This is a genomic window from Kitasatospora griseola (assembly GCF_044999035.1).
Taxonomy (GTDB): Bacteria; Actinomycetota; Actinomycetes; order Streptomycetales; family Streptomycetaceae; genus Kitasatospora; species Kitasatospora griseola.
In genome coordinates, this window is record NZ_CP173360.1 from 775,312 (window position 1) to 789,564 (window position 14,253).

General features: G+C 74.8%; 13 protein-coding genes. 7 read left to right on the top strand and 6 right to left on the bottom strand.

The genetic code is table 11. The annotated features are described in order from the left end of the window. Positions 1–224: 224 nt before the first annotated feature. The 3 genes from ACI1MP_RS03860 (at position 225) to ACI1MP_RS03870 (ending at position 5,529) form a co-directional block, all read left to right on the top strand. Positions 225–3,137, top strand: coding sequence for a BTAD domain-containing putative transcriptional regulator (locus ACI1MP_RS03860; RefSeq protein ID WP_404867715.1), 2,913 nt, complete (start codon positions 225–227; stop codon positions 3,135–3,137). A 593-nt stretch (positions 3,138–3,730) separates the two neighbouring features. Then, the gene (locus ACI1MP_RS03865; RefSeq protein WP_380332199.1) at positions 3,731–5,035 is read left to right on the top strand and encodes a DUF6271 family protein; all 1,305 of its coding nucleotides are present in this window, start codon (positions 3,731–3,733) and stop codon (positions 5,033–5,035) included. After that, positions 5,032–5,529 carry a GNAT family N-acetyltransferase gene (locus ACI1MP_RS03870; protein ID WP_380332202.1) on the top strand — a complete coding sequence of 166 codons (498 nt, stop codon included), beginning with the start codon at positions 5,032–5,034 and terminating at the stop codon, positions 5,527–5,529. The genes ACI1MP_RS03865 and ACI1MP_RS03870 overlap by 4 nt, the downstream gene beginning before the upstream one ends. Positions 5,530–5,607: 78 nt before the next feature. Here ACI1MP_RS03870 and ACI1MP_RS03875 read toward each other — a convergent pair whose 3' ends face one another. The 4 genes from ACI1MP_RS03875 to ACI1MP_RS03890 are packed head-to-tail and all read right to left on the bottom strand — an operon-like array spanning position 5,608 to position 8,402. After that, positions 5,608–6,318, bottom strand: a complete 711-nt coding sequence (locus tag ACI1MP_RS03875; RefSeq protein WP_404867716.1) for a 4'-phosphopantetheinyl transferase family protein — start codon at positions 6,316–6,318, stop codon at positions 5,608–5,610. Further along, positions 6,315–7,115: a hypothetical protein gene (locus tag ACI1MP_RS03880; RefSeq protein ID WP_404867717.1), complete on the bottom strand. Its 801-nt coding sequence runs from the start codon at positions 7,113–7,115 to the stop codon at positions 6,315–6,317. The genes ACI1MP_RS03875 and ACI1MP_RS03880 overlap by 4 nt, the downstream gene beginning before the upstream one ends. Before the next feature lie 4 nt (positions 7,116–7,119). Continuing rightward, complete coding sequence (locus tag ACI1MP_RS03885; protein ID WP_404867718.1) at positions 7,120–7,419, bottom strand: acyl carrier protein; 300 nt, start codon at positions 7,417–7,419, stop codon at positions 7,120–7,122. Between the two features lie 50 nt (positions 7,420–7,469). Further along, complete coding sequence (locus ACI1MP_RS03890) at positions 7,470–8,402, bottom strand: 3-oxoacyl-[acyl-carrier-protein] synthase III C-terminal domain-containing protein (RefSeq protein WP_404867719.1); 933 nt, start codon at positions 8,400–8,402, stop codon at positions 7,470–7,472. 99 nt (positions 8,403–8,501) lie between these two features. Here ACI1MP_RS03890 and ACI1MP_RS03895 point away from each other — a divergent pair, with 99 nt between their 5' ends. From ACI1MP_RS03895 to ACI1MP_RS03910, 4 genes are all read left to right on the top strand, one after another. Further along, positions 8,502–8,819 (top strand): hypothetical protein, encoded by a 318-nt coding sequence (locus ACI1MP_RS03895; RefSeq protein WP_380332214.1) that lies wholly within the window; start codon positions 8,502–8,504, stop codon positions 8,817–8,819. Continuing rightward, complete coding sequence (locus ACI1MP_RS03900) at positions 8,816–9,973, top strand: glycosyltransferase (RefSeq protein WP_404867720.1); 1,158 nt, start codon at positions 8,816–8,818, stop codon at positions 9,971–9,973. Before ACI1MP_RS03895 ends, ACI1MP_RS03900 begins: the two co-directional genes overlap by 4 nt. Positions 9,974–10,061: 88 nt before the next feature. After that, positions 10,062–11,015 carry an ATP-binding cassette domain-containing protein gene (locus ACI1MP_RS03905; protein ID WP_404867721.1) on the top strand — a complete coding sequence of 318 codons (954 nt, stop codon included), beginning with the start codon at positions 10,062–10,064 and terminating at the stop codon, positions 11,013–11,015. Between the two features lie 24 nt (positions 11,016–11,039). After that, on the top strand, positions 11,040–11,804 hold the full coding sequence (locus ACI1MP_RS03910; RefSeq protein WP_100584631.1) for an ABC transporter permease: 765 nt from the start codon (positions 11,040–11,042) through the stop codon (positions 11,802–11,804). 55 nt (positions 11,805–11,859) lie between these two features. Here the strand turns inward: ACI1MP_RS03910 and ACI1MP_RS03915 are convergent, their stop codons facing one another. Both ACI1MP_RS03915 and ACI1MP_RS03920 read right to left on the bottom strand, forming a co-directional pair. After that, complete coding sequence (locus tag ACI1MP_RS03915) at positions 11,860–13,167, bottom strand: PLP-dependent aminotransferase family protein (protein WP_404867722.1); 1,308 nt, start codon at positions 13,165–13,167, stop codon at positions 11,860–11,862. Then, entirely contained in the window at positions 13,164–14,096 is a 933-nt protein-coding gene (locus ACI1MP_RS03920; RefSeq protein WP_387989302.1) for an alpha/beta hydrolase, read from the bottom strand. The genes ACI1MP_RS03915 and ACI1MP_RS03920 overlap by 4 nt, the downstream gene beginning before the upstream one ends. Positions 14,097–14,253 lie beyond the last annotated feature (157 nt).

Here is a 14,253-nt window from a genome sequence, read left to right on the forward strand (position 1 = left end):
AGATTGACGGATCCGCATCCGCGTCATCGGTTCCCGTTCGGCGGGGGAAGTTTTCTTTTTTCCGGGCCCGCCGGGCGGACGATCCGCGCCGCGGCCGTTTCCGCGGCCGGTCGCGGCGGAATCGAAAGCGCGCGGACGGGCGGCCGACAAGGCCCCGGCGCGGCGGCGGAATTGCGCCCGCCCCGGCACCGCGGCCGGTTGGTCGGAACCGCTACCGTCTGACGATGACGGAAATCGGAGAGCCCCGCGGCACGTCGGCTTCGGAGCCGGACGGCGGGGAACGGCTGCGCCTGGGTCTGCTCGGGCCGGTGCAGGCCTGGTGCGGGGAGCGCGAGTTGGAGCTCGGTCCGCCGCAGCAGCGGGCACTGCTCACCGCGTTGGCGCTGCGGGCGCGCCGGATCGTGTCGGTCGACGAGTTGCTCGACGCGCTGTGGGAGGAGCCGCCGGCCCGGGCCGCCACCGTCGTGCGGACGTACGTGTCGCGGCTGCGGCGGGTGCTGGAGCCGGACCGGGTGCACCCGACGGTGCTGGTGTCCTCGGGCAGCGGCTACGTGCTGCGGCTCCCGGCGGACTGCGTGGACGCCGAGGTGTTCGAGAGCCGGGTCGCGGCGGCGGGCCGGGCCCGCGCGCTGGGGGACGTCGCCGGGGCGCTCGGGCTGCTGCGGGAGGCGTGCGGGCTGTGGCACGGCGAGCCGCTGGCCGGGCTGCCGGGGCCGTTCGCCCAGGCGCACCGGGCCCGGCTGGTCGAGCGTCGGCTGAACGCCGTCCAGGCCTGGCTGGAGACCGAGTTGGAGGCGGGGCGGCACGCGGAGGTGATCGGTGAGCTGACCATCTGGGTCAGCCAGTACCCGCTGCTGGAGCCGATGCGGGAGCTGCTGATGCTGGCGCTGTACCGCAGCGGACGGCAGGCCGAGGCGCTGGGCGTGTACGCGGACGCCCGCCGCACGCTGCTGGAGCAGCTGGGGGTCGATCCGGGGCCGCGGCTGCGCGAGCTGCACCTGGGCGTCCTGTCGGGCGATCCGCAGCTGGCCGCGCCGGCCGCCGCGCCCGCGCCGGTGGTCGAGGCGGGCGGCGGGCCGACCGGGCCGGTGCCGGTCGCGCCGGCCCAGCTGCCCGCCGACCTCTCCGACTGGACCGGCCGGGACGAGCTGTGCGCGGCGCTGTGCGCGGACCTGGCGCCCGGCGGTCCGGCCATGCCGGTGGTGGGGGTGTCGGGCCTGGGCGGGGTCGGCAAGTCGGCGCTGGCGGTGCACGTCGCGCACGCGGTGGGCGGGCTGTACCCGGACGCCCAGCTGTACGTGAACCTGCAGGGGGCGGGGGCGTTCCCGGCCGATCCGGGCGAGGTGCTGGCCGGTTTCCTCGGCGCGCTGGGCGTGGCCGACGCGGCGATCCCGCAGGGGACGGCGGAGCGGGCCGCCCTGTTCCGGTCCCGGGTGGCGGGCCTGCGGGTGCTGATCGTGCTGGACGACGCCCGCGACAGCCGGCAGATCGGGCCGCTGCTGCCCGGCAGCCGCTCCTGCGCGGTGCTGGTGACCGGCCGGGCCTGGCTGTCAGGGGTTCCGATGACCCGTCGGGTCGCCCTGGAGCCGCTGACCTCGGAGGAGTCGGTGCGGCTGCTCACCGCGATCGCCGGGGCGTCCCGGGTGGCGGCCGAGCCGGCGGCGGCCCGGCGGCTGGCGGCGGCCTGCGGGTTCCTGCCGCTGGCGGTGCGGACGGCGGCGTCCCGGCTGGCGGCCCGTCCGGCCTGGCAGCTGTCGCACATGGCGGACCGGCTGGCCTCGGAGCGGCGGCGGCTGGCCGAGCTGGAGACCGGGGAGCTGGCGGTCGCCGCGTCGTTCCGGCTCAGCTACGACCAGCTCGACCCGGAGACCGCCCGCGCGTTCCGGCTGCTGTCGCTGGCGGACGGCCCGGGCGTGTCCTCGGCGGCGGCCGCGGTGCTGCTGGAGCTGCCGGAGCCGGCGGCCGAGCGGCTGGCCGAGGCGCTGACCGACCTGGGGCTGCTGTCCTGCCCGTTCCCGGGCCGTTACCAGTACCACGACCTGCTGCGGCTGTTCGCCCGCGAGCTGGTCCGGGAGGTGGACGGGGAGGCGGTCGGGCGGGCCGCCGTCGAGCGGCTGCTGCGGCACTACCTGGCGACGGTGGCGGGCCTGTACCGGGTGGTCCGGCCCGGCTACCCGTTCCCGGACCTGGTGGCGGCGGAGGTCGCCGGGCCGGCGCCCGCCGTTCCGGCCTTCGCCGGGCCGGCCGAGGGGCTGCGCTGGGCCCGGCAGGAGGTCGCCGCCGTGCTGGCGGTCGCCGAGCAGGTCACCCGGGACCCGGACGGCCCGCTGGCGGTGGTCGCGGACCTGACGCTGGTGCTGATCCAGCTGATCGACCTGGGCATGGCCGTGCCGGAGCTGTGCGACCTGGCCGGACGGGTGGCCGAGGCCGCCGGGGCGGCGGGCCTGCCGGAGAGCGAGGCGCGGGCCCGGTACACGCTGATGTGGGCGCAGCGGGAGTTCCAGCGCACCTGGCAGGCCCGGTCCGAGGCGGCCCGGGTGGTGACGCTGGCCCGGCGGACGGGGCAGACGGCGCTGCTGCCGGGGGCGCTGATCGTGCTGGCGCTGACCGGTCTCCCGCGCTGCACCGACGAGGAGGTCACCGCCTGGTGCGACGAGGCCGTCGCGCTGAGCGTCGAGCTGGGCAACCGGTCCTCGCACGCCTTCGTCGAGGGGATGGCGGCGCTGGCCGACCTCGCCGTCGACCGGCCGGAGTCGGCCCTGGCCCGGGCCGAGCGCAGCCTGGTGACGTTCCGGGAGCTGGGCGACTTCGTCGGCCAGGTGCACGTGCTGTACGCGCGGGCGACGGCGCTGCACGGGCTGGGCCGGTTCGAGGAGGCGTGCGAGGACTTCCGGGAGTGCCTGGGGGCGCTGCGCGCGCTCGGCGCCCGGGACCGGATGCCGGGCGTGCTGCTGGGCCTGGCCGAGTCCTGCCGGGCCGCCGGGCTGCCGGCCCGGGCGCTGGAGGCGGCCGAGCAGGCGCTGGCGATCGCCCGGAAGGTCGGCCTGGAGCACCGCGGGGCGAGCGCGCTGGCCGCCATCGGGCGGGCGCTGTTCGACCTCGGGGAGCGCGACCGGGGCCGGGCCTGCCTGGCGTAGCCGGCCCTTCCGGGGCGGTCCGGAAGTAAAGGTCTTCGCCGTCTCCGGAACATCTCCACCGCAAATCCGTTATCTTCCCGAGATATTCGGCGCAGGCTGCGCAACGATCATCACGGATCAATTTCGACGTGAACGCCCGCGCGGCGAATTGACATTCCGGAGATCATTCGCTCGGAGCGGGCGCCGGGCCACCGGACTTCGGGTACGGAAGTCGGGCCGCACCGGCCGCCGACGATTCCCGGCCGGATTCCGCACGACCGTTCTCCGTTCACCTGGAGGACCCCGGGGCGCACTCGAACCATTTCGCGCAGGGGTCCGTCCGGGCGCCGGTCCGAGGCCGCCCCGGGGCAGGGCAGGCTGCCCCATCGGGCAGTGTCGGCGGGCGGTGCGGGCGGCCCGGGAGCAGAGCGTTGACACTCCGGATTGGTCCAGTCCACTGTGGGGCGACCAGGTCATCCACGGTGCCGCCGCAGCCCTCCGCCCGCGCCGGCGAGCTCGTCCGGGACGGCGCGACGGACCGGCCCCGGCCGCTCCCCCGCTCGACCGCCGAGCGTCGCAACGAATCTGACGATCAGACGGAGATTCCCATCACCATGCAACGAGTCTGCCTCGCCCTGCCCACCATGCGGGCCTGCCCCGGCACCATCGCGGACCTCACCGAGGAGGCGGCCTACGCCGTCGAGACCTTCGGGGTCGAGGTCCACCTCCTCGTCCTCGACACCACCGAGGACGCCGAGTTCGCGAAGAACGCGGACGCCGTGGCCGCGCTGACGCCCGCCCCCGGCGTGTTCGTCCACCACCTCGGCAACGAGGCGCAGCGCGAGTTCTTCCTCGACGTGGCGCGGCGCTCCGGCGGCGCCGACCCCGAGCTGCTGCTCGACCTGATGCTGCCGCCGACCGTCGCGTACGGCTCCTGCGTCAACCGGATCTTCCTGGGCGCCGCCGCCCTGGGCTGCACCTCGGCGCACCTGCGCAACGACGACTTCGACTACCAGGTCGTCGACGGCGAGAAGATGTTCCCGATCCACCACGAGCTGCTGTCGATCGGCAAGCCGGCCGGCCGGGCGGTGGCCGGGGTGGCCCGCTCCGAGCTCGACCCGGCGGACGCGGACAAGCCGGTGATGCTGGTCAGCGCCGCCTTCATGGGCGAACTCAACGTGGACATCGGCGAGATCAACGAGCTGGACCCCGAGGTCTACCGGGACCTGGTACGACTGTGGACGCCGCGGGTGTGGACCCGGGAGCAGCAGGACGCCATGGTGGACGTCTCCTTCAAGGGCGCCGAGCCGGAGACCTTCGACAGCGACGACTCGGTGCTCGGCGTGCCGGACATCTGGGACGTCTACATGTGCAACGTCGCCCTGGACCACCGGGGTTACGAGGTGCTGCCGCTGGTGCCGTCGCTGCGCACCATCGGCGCCGACTACGCGCTGCTGCACGCCCTGGTGCACTCCAAGCTGCCCGCCGTCATCCACAAGCGGCACATCGTCAACTACTACACGCCCGAACGCCGGGTCGGCGCCGGGTTCGTCTCGTACCAGCTGCGCTTCGTCAAGATGCTGCTCTCGATGCTGTACCTGTACCCGGTCTACGGCCAGATGATCGACCTCGGCCGCGGGCTGCTGGACGAGCGGCACGAGCTGCTGGTGGAGCCGATCCTAGGACTGGTGCGGGGCACCGTCGACCTGGACCGGGACGTGAACGAGCAGTGCCTGGACGAGGTGGACCGGCTCTACCGCAAGCTGGGCGGCAAGTACGCCGAGCTGGCGGACGTGGTGGCCGGGCAGCGGCAGCAACTGCTGGACGAGGCCCGGGAGGACGCCGAGCGCTGGGCCGTGCTGATCGAGGCCTGGGCCCCGATGGTGGCCGCCGCCCGCGAGCGGGGGCTCGTCGGGTGAGCGGGGAGTTCCTGATCCGTCAACTGGCCGACGGGGACTGGGACGCGGTGGTCGCGCTGGAGCACGACGCCTACGCGGCCGACGGCCTGTCGGAGGGCCGGGAGGCGCTGCAGTCCCGGGCCCGCTGCTCGCCGGAGACCTGCTTCGTGCTGGAACAGCACGGCGTCGTCCGCGGCTACCTGCTGAGCCTGCCGTACCCGCCGCTGCGCTGCCCGGACCTCGCCGTGGCGGAGGCCGGGGCGTTCGAGTCGGACAACCTGCACGTCCACGACCTGGTGCTGGCCGAGGAGCTGCGCGGCCGGGAGCTCGCCGCGAACCTGATGGAGCACGCGCAGGCGCGGGCGGCGGAGGGGGGCTTCGCGCAGATCTCGATGATCGCGGTGCGCGGCTCCGACATCCTGCTGCGCTTCTACGGCTACCGCGCGCACCGGGAGGTGGCCGTGCCCGCGTCCTACGGGCGGCGTGCGGTCTACATGTCGAGGCCGGTGGGCTGACCGCGGCAGTACTTGAGGAGCCCGACCGGCCTGGCTGCCGGTCGGGCTCAACGCGTCTGCGCAGAAAGGAAGTTCGGTTCAGGAGGGGGCGGCCCAGGTGCGGTGGCGGACGGTGAAGGGGCGGTCCTCGTCGACGGCGACCGCCGCGCGGAACGGGCCCGGGACGGGGACGTCGGCGAGCCGGAGCGGGCCGGGGCCGAGCGGGCCCGGGTCGGCCAGGCGCAGCGGGGAGGGGCCGGCCAGCGGGAGGCCGAGGCCCTGGGCGAGCCGGCCGCCGTAGACCTTGACGCAGGCCTCGCGGCGGCACCAGAGCCGGGTGAAGCGGTCGGCGCCGTCGGCCGGGGTGGGCGCGTCGAGGACGAGTGCCGCGTCGGCGGGCGGGAAGTGCCGGCGGGCGATCCGGATGCCGACGCCGGGCGGGCGGAGCTGCTCGACGTCCGCGCCGACCCGGCGCCCGTCCGCGACGGCGAGCAGCGCGAGGGCGCCCGAGGCGGACCAGTTGACGTCGATCCGGCCGCCGGCCGCGGGGCTGGGCCTGCCGTGCGGGCCGCGTCGCCACGCCAGGTCGGTGGGCGCGACGTCGAGCCGTTCGGCGATCAGCAGCCGGACGGCGCCGCGGACCACGGTGAACCGCTCGCCCTGCCGCGGGTCGCGGGCCCGGTCGGCCCGCTCCCGTTCCTCGGCGTCGAGCAGGCCGTACAGCCGGCGGACGACGGCCGGGGGCTGGTCGGTGGGGATGCTCCAGACGTCGACGACGTCGGTGGCGCTTTCCCGTGCAGGGGCGTTCACGGCAGGGTCAGGGTGCTGAGCCGGCCCAGGCGGCGGTCGTGGTCGGCGACCAGCAGCGGGCCGGGCCCGGGGAGGCGGTCGGCGAGCAGGCTCCAGACGCCGGTGAACGGCTGTCCGGGCCGGGCCGCCCGGGCGCCTTCGGGGGTGTCGCCGGAGGCGAGGTCCGCGGCGAGCAACAGCCCGGCGCCCGGCCCGAGTCGACGGTGTTCGTCGAGAGCGGAGCGCAGCGCCTGCGCGCTGTCCGGCTCGGCCTGCTGGCGGACCCGCATCCCCTCCCCCGGGGCCTCCTCGCAGACCAGGACGACGGCCCGGTGCTCGGCGGGCAGCTCGACGGGCTCGGCGGGCCGGTAGTGCAGGGCGCTCTGCTCGGCGAGCACGATCACGGCCCGCCGGCAGCCGCCGGTGCGGTGGTGGGCGGCGGCGATCCGCAGCGCGGCGAAGGCGGTGGCGCTGCCCTGGTCGCAGACGGCGAAGGCGGTCGGCTGCCCGGGGCAGTGGCGGCTGAGCCGGAGCGAGGAGGGCGCGGCGGGCAGGACGTCCGGGGAGGAGAAGGCGAGGATCAGCAGGTCCGCGGGTTCGCCCCCGGGCAGCGCCTGTTCGACCAGGCCGGCGGCCATCTCGCCGTAGTCGTACCCGGCGCCTTCGGCCAGCAGGTCCTCGCGCAGCGGCAGGCCGTACGGGCGGACCAGGTCGCCGGTGAAGACGCGCAGGTCGGGGTGGAGCGCGGCGGCGGAGTGGCCGTCGAATCCGGCGGCGACCGCCCTGGTCACGCGCAGGCCGCGGGTCTCGGCGGGCATCGGGTCAGTCCTCGTCGGCGTAGTGCCCGACGACGTAGTCGGTGAGGCTGTCGACGGTGCGGATGTCGTCGATGCCGAGGTGCTCGACGTCGACCTGGATGGCGAGCGTCTCCTCGATGTCCAGGACCAGTTCGACGATGCCGGAGGAGGTGAGGCCGTAGTCGTCGAAGAAGCAGGCGTTCGCGGGGATGTCGGCGAGTTCGACGCCCAGGACGCGCGGCAGCACGTCCTCGATGCCGCGCCGGATGCGGCCGCGCACCTCGGGGTCGACCGACTTGGTGGTGGGCAGGGCGGAGTCTGACATGGGTGGACCGTCCAGTGCTGGGTGGGGAGGAACGAGGGTGCGGCGGCGGGTCAGTGCTGCAGGACCATGGCCGCGAAGGTGGCGCCGACGCCGGCGGCGGCGATCAGGTAGTGGTCGCCGGGCCGGAGCGCTCCGCCGGTGGTGGCGGTGCGGAGGTTGACGAAGGCGTCCGCGGCGAAGCTGTGCCCGACCGTGAGCACGTTGTCCAGGACCACCCGCTCGACGGGGTGGCCGAGTTGGCGGCAGATCATCCGCCAGGAGGCCTGGTTGACGTTGTGCGGGAGCAGCAGCGCGATGTCGGAGAGGTCCAGACCGGCCTGGTCGAGCGCGGCCTGCACGGTCTCGATCATGGTGGGCTGGTACTCCCGCTGGTAGCGGACCATCAGCTCCGGGTCCTCGGCCGGCCGGCCGTAGAACTCGGGGCGCTGGCGGACCGCGTAGGACAGCACCCGGTTCCGGTCGCCGCCGGGGCTGACCAGGCAGGCCGTCGAGGCCTCGGCGAAGATCGTGGTCTCGGGGAGGACCTGGGCGTCCCGGGTGAAGGTCTTCTCCCCCGCCACCACCAGGGCCAGCGCCGACGGGTCGCCGTCGTCCGCGAGCAGTCGCCCGGCCAGGTCGACGGCCAACAGCGAGGCGGCGCAGGCCTGTTGGGTGACGGTGAAGGCGTCGGCGCGGGTGAGGCCGAAGCGTTCCCGGAGCTGGTGCAGGGGGTTGAGCGGGTAGGGCACGGCGACCGGTGTGTTGCGGGCGTGCAGCAGGTACCGGACCCGGTGTTCGTTGCCGCGCAGTTCGGGCAGGGCCCGGACGGCGGCGTCCAGCAGGTCGAGCAGCGTCCCGTCCGGGTCCAGGCGCACCTGGTCCAGGCCGTGGAAGCGGCGGAAGAGTCGGAGTTGACGTGGGGTAAGGCCGATCCGGGCGCCCACGTCCTCGATCGATTCGAGTCGCGGGGGGAGGTGGACGGCCACTGCCTCCAGTGCGGTCACGCCGGTTAGTATTCCCACGCTCCGCGGGTCGCACAAGCGATCACCGCCCTGGAGCCCCCTCCCTCACCCCCGTTGCCGTCGAGCCGGTGGAGCCTTCCGATGACTGATCCCCAGCACTACTCCGCATACCGAGAAACCGCTTCCGACCTGGCCTCCGGGCCTCCCGCCGCCCTCGACCCGGGGTTGCTGGCCGCGCTGGCCGAGGCCGCCGACGCGCTGCCCGATTGGGCAGAGTCGCTCGCCCCCGAGGACCGACTCGACGGTGATCTCGCCCTGGACGAAAGCGAGTTCGCCGCCCTGGACGCGCTGCTGCGGGAGCGCTTCGGCACCGACCTGGGCGCGCTGCGGGCCGGCCTCGGCCTGGACCAACTGGCTGCGCTGACCGTCGGCGACCTGGCGGAGCTGGTGCGCCGATGAGCCGCTTCCTGATGGCAGTGCCCCCGCTGGCCGGGCACGTCAATCCGGCGGCCGGGATCGCGAACGAGCTGGTCGCGCGCGGCCACGAGGTCGCCTGGACCGGCACCGAGACGATGCTGCGGCCGCTGCTCGGCCCCGACGCCCGGATCTTCGGCACCGGCAACCGGATGTTCCGGCCGATGGGCGGCCACGGCCTGGCCTCGCTGCGTTCGCTGTGGGAGGGCTTCGTCGTCCCGTACGCCAGGTTCACCCTGAAGCCGCTGGACGCGGTGGTCCGGGAGTTCCGGCCGGACGCGCTGCTGGTGGACCAGCACACCCCGGCGGGCGCGCTGGTCGCGCACCGGCACGGGCTGCCGTGGGCGACGCTGGCGCCGGGGGCGATGGAGCTGGGCCGCCCGTACCGGCACCTGCCGCAGGTCGAGGCCTGGACGGCGGGCCTGCTGGCGGGCCTGTGGGAGCGGGCGCAGCTGCCCGCCGAGGAGTTCGCCGATCCGCGCCTCTCGCCGCACCTGGTGCTGGCCACCACCGGGCGGGCGCTGCTCGGCGACCTGCCGACGCTGCCGCAACTCGCCCTGGTGGGGCCGGTGCTGACCGAGCGGCCGGCCGACCCGGCGTTCCCGTGGGAGCGCCTGGAGCCGGGCCGGCGCACCGTGCTGGTCACCATGGGGACAATGTCGGACGTCGTCGGCGCGGACTTCCTGCACCGCACCGTCGAGGCGCTGGCGCTGCTCGGCGGCGACGTTCGTGCGGTGATCGCCGCGCCCCGCGGGGCACTGCCGGCTGCCCTTCCGGACTCCGTCACGGTGGTCGATCGGGCACCGATCCTGGAGCTGCTGTCCGGGGGCCGCTTGGACGCGGTGCTCTGCCATGGTGGGATGAACACCGTGGTCGAGTCGCTGGCGCACGGTGTCCCCGTGCTGGCGGCGCCGATCCGCAACGACCAGCCGTTCGTGGCGCAGCGGGTCGTGGAGGCCGGGGCCGGCCTCCGGGTCCCGTTCGCCCGGGTCAGTCCGCCGGTGATCGCCGAGCGGCTGCGGCGGGTGCTCGACGAGCCCTCCCACCGGACGGCCGCCGAGCTGATCGGTCGTCAACTTCTGTCCGGCGGAGGGGCGTCGACCGCCGCCGACCGGATGGAAGCGCTGGTCGCCCCCTGATTCCGCCTCGCGCCCGCCAACCCCCGCCTTCTGCGCGGGAGTTGACGGGCGTGAGCCCCCGTACACCGCCCCAGCCCGGGAGTTCTGGTTGATCGAGACCAAGGGACTTCGCAAGTCCTATCCGTCCGGTAAGCACGGCCGCACCGTCGTCGACGCCGTCCGCGGCATCGATCTGGAGGTCCGAGCGGGCGAGATCTTCGGCTTCCTCGGCCCGAACGGCGCCGGGAAGACCACCACCCTGCGCATGCTCGCGACGCTCATCCGCCCGGACGGCGGCGAAGCCCTGATCGCCGGCGCCGACCTGCTGGCCGACCCGGCCGGGGTCCGCCGGCGGATCGGCTACGTCGCCCAGGGCGGCGGCACCGCCGACGCGGTCACCGGCCGGGAGGAGCTGGTGATGCAGGCCCGGATGTACGGCAGCCGCAAGGCCGACGCCCGGTGCCAGGCCGAGGACGCCCTGAAGGCCTTCGACCTGACCGAGTTCGCCGACCGCCACTGCAGCACCTACTCCGGCGGCCAGCGCCGCCGGGTGGACATCGCCCTCGGGGTGATCCACTCCCCGAAGGTGCTGTTCCTGGACGAGCCGACGGTCGGCCTCGACCCGGCCAGCCGCGGCCAGGTGTGGGCCGAGATCAAGCGGCTGCGCACCGAGGGCATGACCGTGGTGGTGACCACCCACTACCTGGACGAGGCCGACGCGCTCTGCGACCGGGTCGCGATCGTCGACCACGGCCAGGTCGTCGTCGAGGGCACGCCCGAGGCGCTCAAGCGCGAGATCTCCGGCGACGTCGTCCTGCTCGGCCTCGCCGCCGGGGAGGCCGAGCCCGCGGCCGACGCCCTGCGCGGTCAGCCCTGCCTGCACCGGCTGGAGCCGGGCGAGGACGGCCTGCGGCTCTACCTGGACGACGGTGCGGCGGCGATCCCGCTGCTGCTGAGCGTCCTGAACGGGGCGGGCATCGTCCCCGGCACGGTGCAGCTCCAACGGCCGAGCCTGGACGACGTGTTCCTGGCCCGCACCGGCCGATCCATCGAACAGTCCTGACGAGAGATCCCTGGGGTTCCTTCCGTGAAGCTCGCCCGTGACACCTGGCTGGTCTTCCAGCGGCAAGTGCTGCTGATGTGGCGCACACCGATCTGGATCGTCATCGGCATCACCCAGCCGGTCTTCTACCTGCTGCTGTTCGCCCCGCTGCTCAAAAAGGTGCTCGCCCCCATGGGCGCCACCAGCTACGCCGAGGCCTACCAGATCTACGTCCCCGGCCTGTTGGCGGTGCTCTGCATCTTCGGCGGCCTCTACACCGGCTTCAGCCTGCTCGGCGAGCTGAAGGCCGGCATCATCGAGCGCTCCCGGGTGACCCCGGTCAGCCGGCTCGCCCTGCTGCTGGGGCGGGCGCTGCGCGAGACGGTCGGGCTGCTCGTCCAGGCGGTCATCATCACGCTGGTCGCGCTGCCGTTCGGCCTGCGGGTCGACCCGGGGAGCCTGCTGCTGGCCTACCTGCTGCTCGCCCTGCTGGCGCTGATGACCTCGGCCGTCTCGTACGGCATCGCCCTCGCCCTGCCCAACGACGCCGCGATGGCGCCGGTGGTGAACACCATCGCCCAGCCGATCGGCCTGCTCTCCGGCGTGCTGCTGCCGCTGGCGCTGGCGCCGATGTGGCTGCAGCGGGTGGCGGAGTGGAACCCCTTCTACTGGGCGGTGGAGGGCATGCGGGCGCTGTTCTCCGGGCACCCCGGCGACAGCGTGGTCTGGCAGGGGCTGCTGATCGTCACGGTGCTGACGGTCGCGGCCGTGTTCTACTCGGCCCGGCTGTTCTCGGCCCGGATCCGGTAGCCGCACCCGGCCGGGGAGCGGGGAGGGGCTGCGGCCCCTCCCCGCTCCGTCGTGCTCAGCCCGCGGCTGCCCGGACGAAGTCGGCCAGCCGGGCCACGCCCTCCTCGATCTGCTGCTCGCTCAGGGCGCTGATCGACAGCCGCAGGCGGCGCTCGCCGCCGCCCGCCGGGTAGAACGGGGCCATCGGCGTCCAGAGCACGCCGTGTTCGCGGGCGCAGCGCTCCATCGCCGCCTCGTCGGCGGTGAACGGCACCTGGAGCACGGCGAAGAAGCCGCCCGCCGGCTCGTTCCAGGACACGCCGAGCCGGGCCCGTTCGGCCGGCGGGAAGTGCCGCGCCAACTCCCGCAGCAGCGCGGCGAGGTTGGCCGCGTAGTGGGCGCGGGCGGGGGCGTTGGCGTCCCGCAGCCGGCAGTCGTGCCGGAGCAGCATGCCGCCGATCACGGCCTGGCTGAGCGCCGGGGTGTTGACCGTCGTCATGCTCTTCAGCTTGGCCAGCTCGTCGGCGAGCAGCGTGGTGCGGCCGTCGGGGGCGAGCACCTGCTGGTCGGCGACGACGTAGCCGAGCCGGGCGCCGGGGAAGCAGGTCTTGGCGAAGGAGCCGAGGTAGATCACCTGGCGGCGCCGGTCCAGCGCCTTCAGGGTCGGGCGGTCGCCGGCCTCGCGGGCGAAGAAGCCGTACGGGTTGTCCTCGATCACCAGCAGCCCCTCCTCGGCCGCCGCGTCCAGCAGCCCGGCGCGCGCCTCGACCGGCATGCTGGTGCCGGACGGGTTGGCGAAGTCGGGGACGACGTACAGCGCGCGCGGACGGCGGCCGGCCGCCCGGACGGCGCGGGCCGCCGCCCGCACGGCCTGCGGGTCGGGGCCGCCGTCGGGGCCCTCCGGGACGGGGACGGTCGCCACGTCGAGCAGCCGGGCGGCGCCGGTGACGCCGACGTAGCAGGGCGAGCTGACCAGCAGGACGTCCTCGGGCGTGGCGCACAGCGCGCGCAGCACCAGCAGCATGCCCTCCTGGGCGCCGACGGTGAGCACCAGCGACTCGGGGGCGGCGTGCAGGCCCTCGTCGTTGGCGAGGGTGCGGGCGACCAGGTCGGCGATGATGCCCTTGGTCGGCCCGTACTGGAACAGCGCGGTCCGCACGGCGCTGCCGCTGAGGCCGCGTTCGGCGAGGTGGGCGAGGTAGGCGTCCAGGTGGCCGTGGACGTCCTCGGGCTCGAAGAAGCCCTCGTGCGGCCGGCCCGGGGCGAAGGACAGCGCGTCCGGGTAGCGCTCGGTGACCTCGTTGAGGAACGTCATCGCGTCCAGCAGCGGGTCGGCCAGGCTGGCGTGCAGCTCGCCCAGCCGGAGCGTGGTGGTCGTCGTCACCGCAGGGCCTCCCGCAGTCGGTCGGCGGCGTGGCGCTGGGCGTCGCGGCCGTCGTCCAGGACGCCGGCCATCGCGAAGAAGCCGTGCGGCATGCCGTCGTAGCGGCGCAGCTCGACGGGGACGCCGGCGGCGCGCAGGGCTCGTGCGTACGCCTCGCCCTCGTCGCGCAGCGGATCGTACTCGGCGGTGATCACCGTCGCGGGCGGCAGCCCGGCCAGCGAGGGGGCGCGCAGCGGGGACGCCAGCGGGTCCGCGCCGTCGGCCGGGTCGGCGAGGTAGTGGCCCCAGTACCAGGCGACCGAGCGGCGGTTGAACAGCAGCGGGTCGTCGTGCTCGCGGACGGACGGGGTGTCCGCGGCGTGGTCCGTGTTGGGGTAGACCAGCAGCTGGTGACGCAGCGCCGGGCCCCCGCGCTCCCGGGCGGCCAGGGTGAGCGCGGCGGCCAGGTTGCCGCCGGCGCTGTCGCCGCCGACCGCGATCCGCTCGGGATCGACGCCCAGTTCGGCGGCGTTCGCGGCGATCCACTCGGCGCCGGCGATCACGTCGTGCACGGCGGCCGGGAAGGGGTGCTCGGGGGCGAGCCGGTAACCGACCGAGACGGTCACGCAGCCGACGGCGTTGGTGAGGCGACGGCAGATCGCGTCGCCGGTGTCCGGCGAGCCGAGAGTCCAGCCGCCGCCGAACAGGTAGAGCAGGACGGGGAGTCGGCCGTCGCGCTCGGGACGATAGACCCGCAGCGGCAGCGGACCGCCGGGGCCGGGAACGGTCAACTCCTCGACCGAGCCCACCGGTTCGGGGTTCCCGGCGGCGGCCCGGATGTCGGCGAGATCCGCGGCGCGGGCCTCGGCGAGCGTACGGGTGTACAACGGCGGCGTACCGGCCGCGGCGCGCTGCGCGCGCATGGCCTCGGCCTGGGGATGCAGTGGCAAGGGACGTTCCTGGAGGATCGGGCCGCCGGTCAGTGGCGGCGGGTCGGTACGGGGTTCTGCGAGGGTGCGAAACCAGGGAGCCCAACCAGGGGCGCGTGGGGGCACCTCCCGGCCCGCTAGGGCTGGGGGAGAACTGCGCGAAGCGGAAGGCACTCAC

Bases quoted from the DNA above. Each gene is read 5' to 3' on its own strand.
- ACI1MP_RS03860 (WP_404867715.1), top strand. From the start codon at position 225: ATGACGGAAATCGGAGAGCCCCGCGGCACGTCGGCTTCGGAGCCGGAC.
- ACI1MP_RS03865 (WP_380332199.1), top strand. From the start codon at position 3,731: ATGCAACGAGTCTGCCTCGCCCTGCCCACCATGCGGGCCTGCCCCGGC.
- ACI1MP_RS03880 (WP_404867717.1), bottom strand. From the start codon at position 7,115: ATGCCCGCCGAGACCCGCGGCCTGCGCGTGACCAGGGCGGTCGCCGCC.
- ACI1MP_RS03885 (WP_404867718.1), bottom strand. From the start codon at position 7,419: ATGTCAGACTCCGCCCTGCCCACCACCAAGTCGGTCGACCCCGAGGTG.
- ACI1MP_RS03895 (WP_380332214.1), top strand. From the start codon at position 8,502: ATGACTGATCCCCAGCACTACTCCGCATACCGAGAAACCGCTTCCGAC.
- ACI1MP_RS03900 (WP_404867720.1), top strand. From the start codon at position 8,816: ATGAGCCGCTTCCTGATGGCAGTGCCCCCGCTGGCCGGGCACGTCAAT.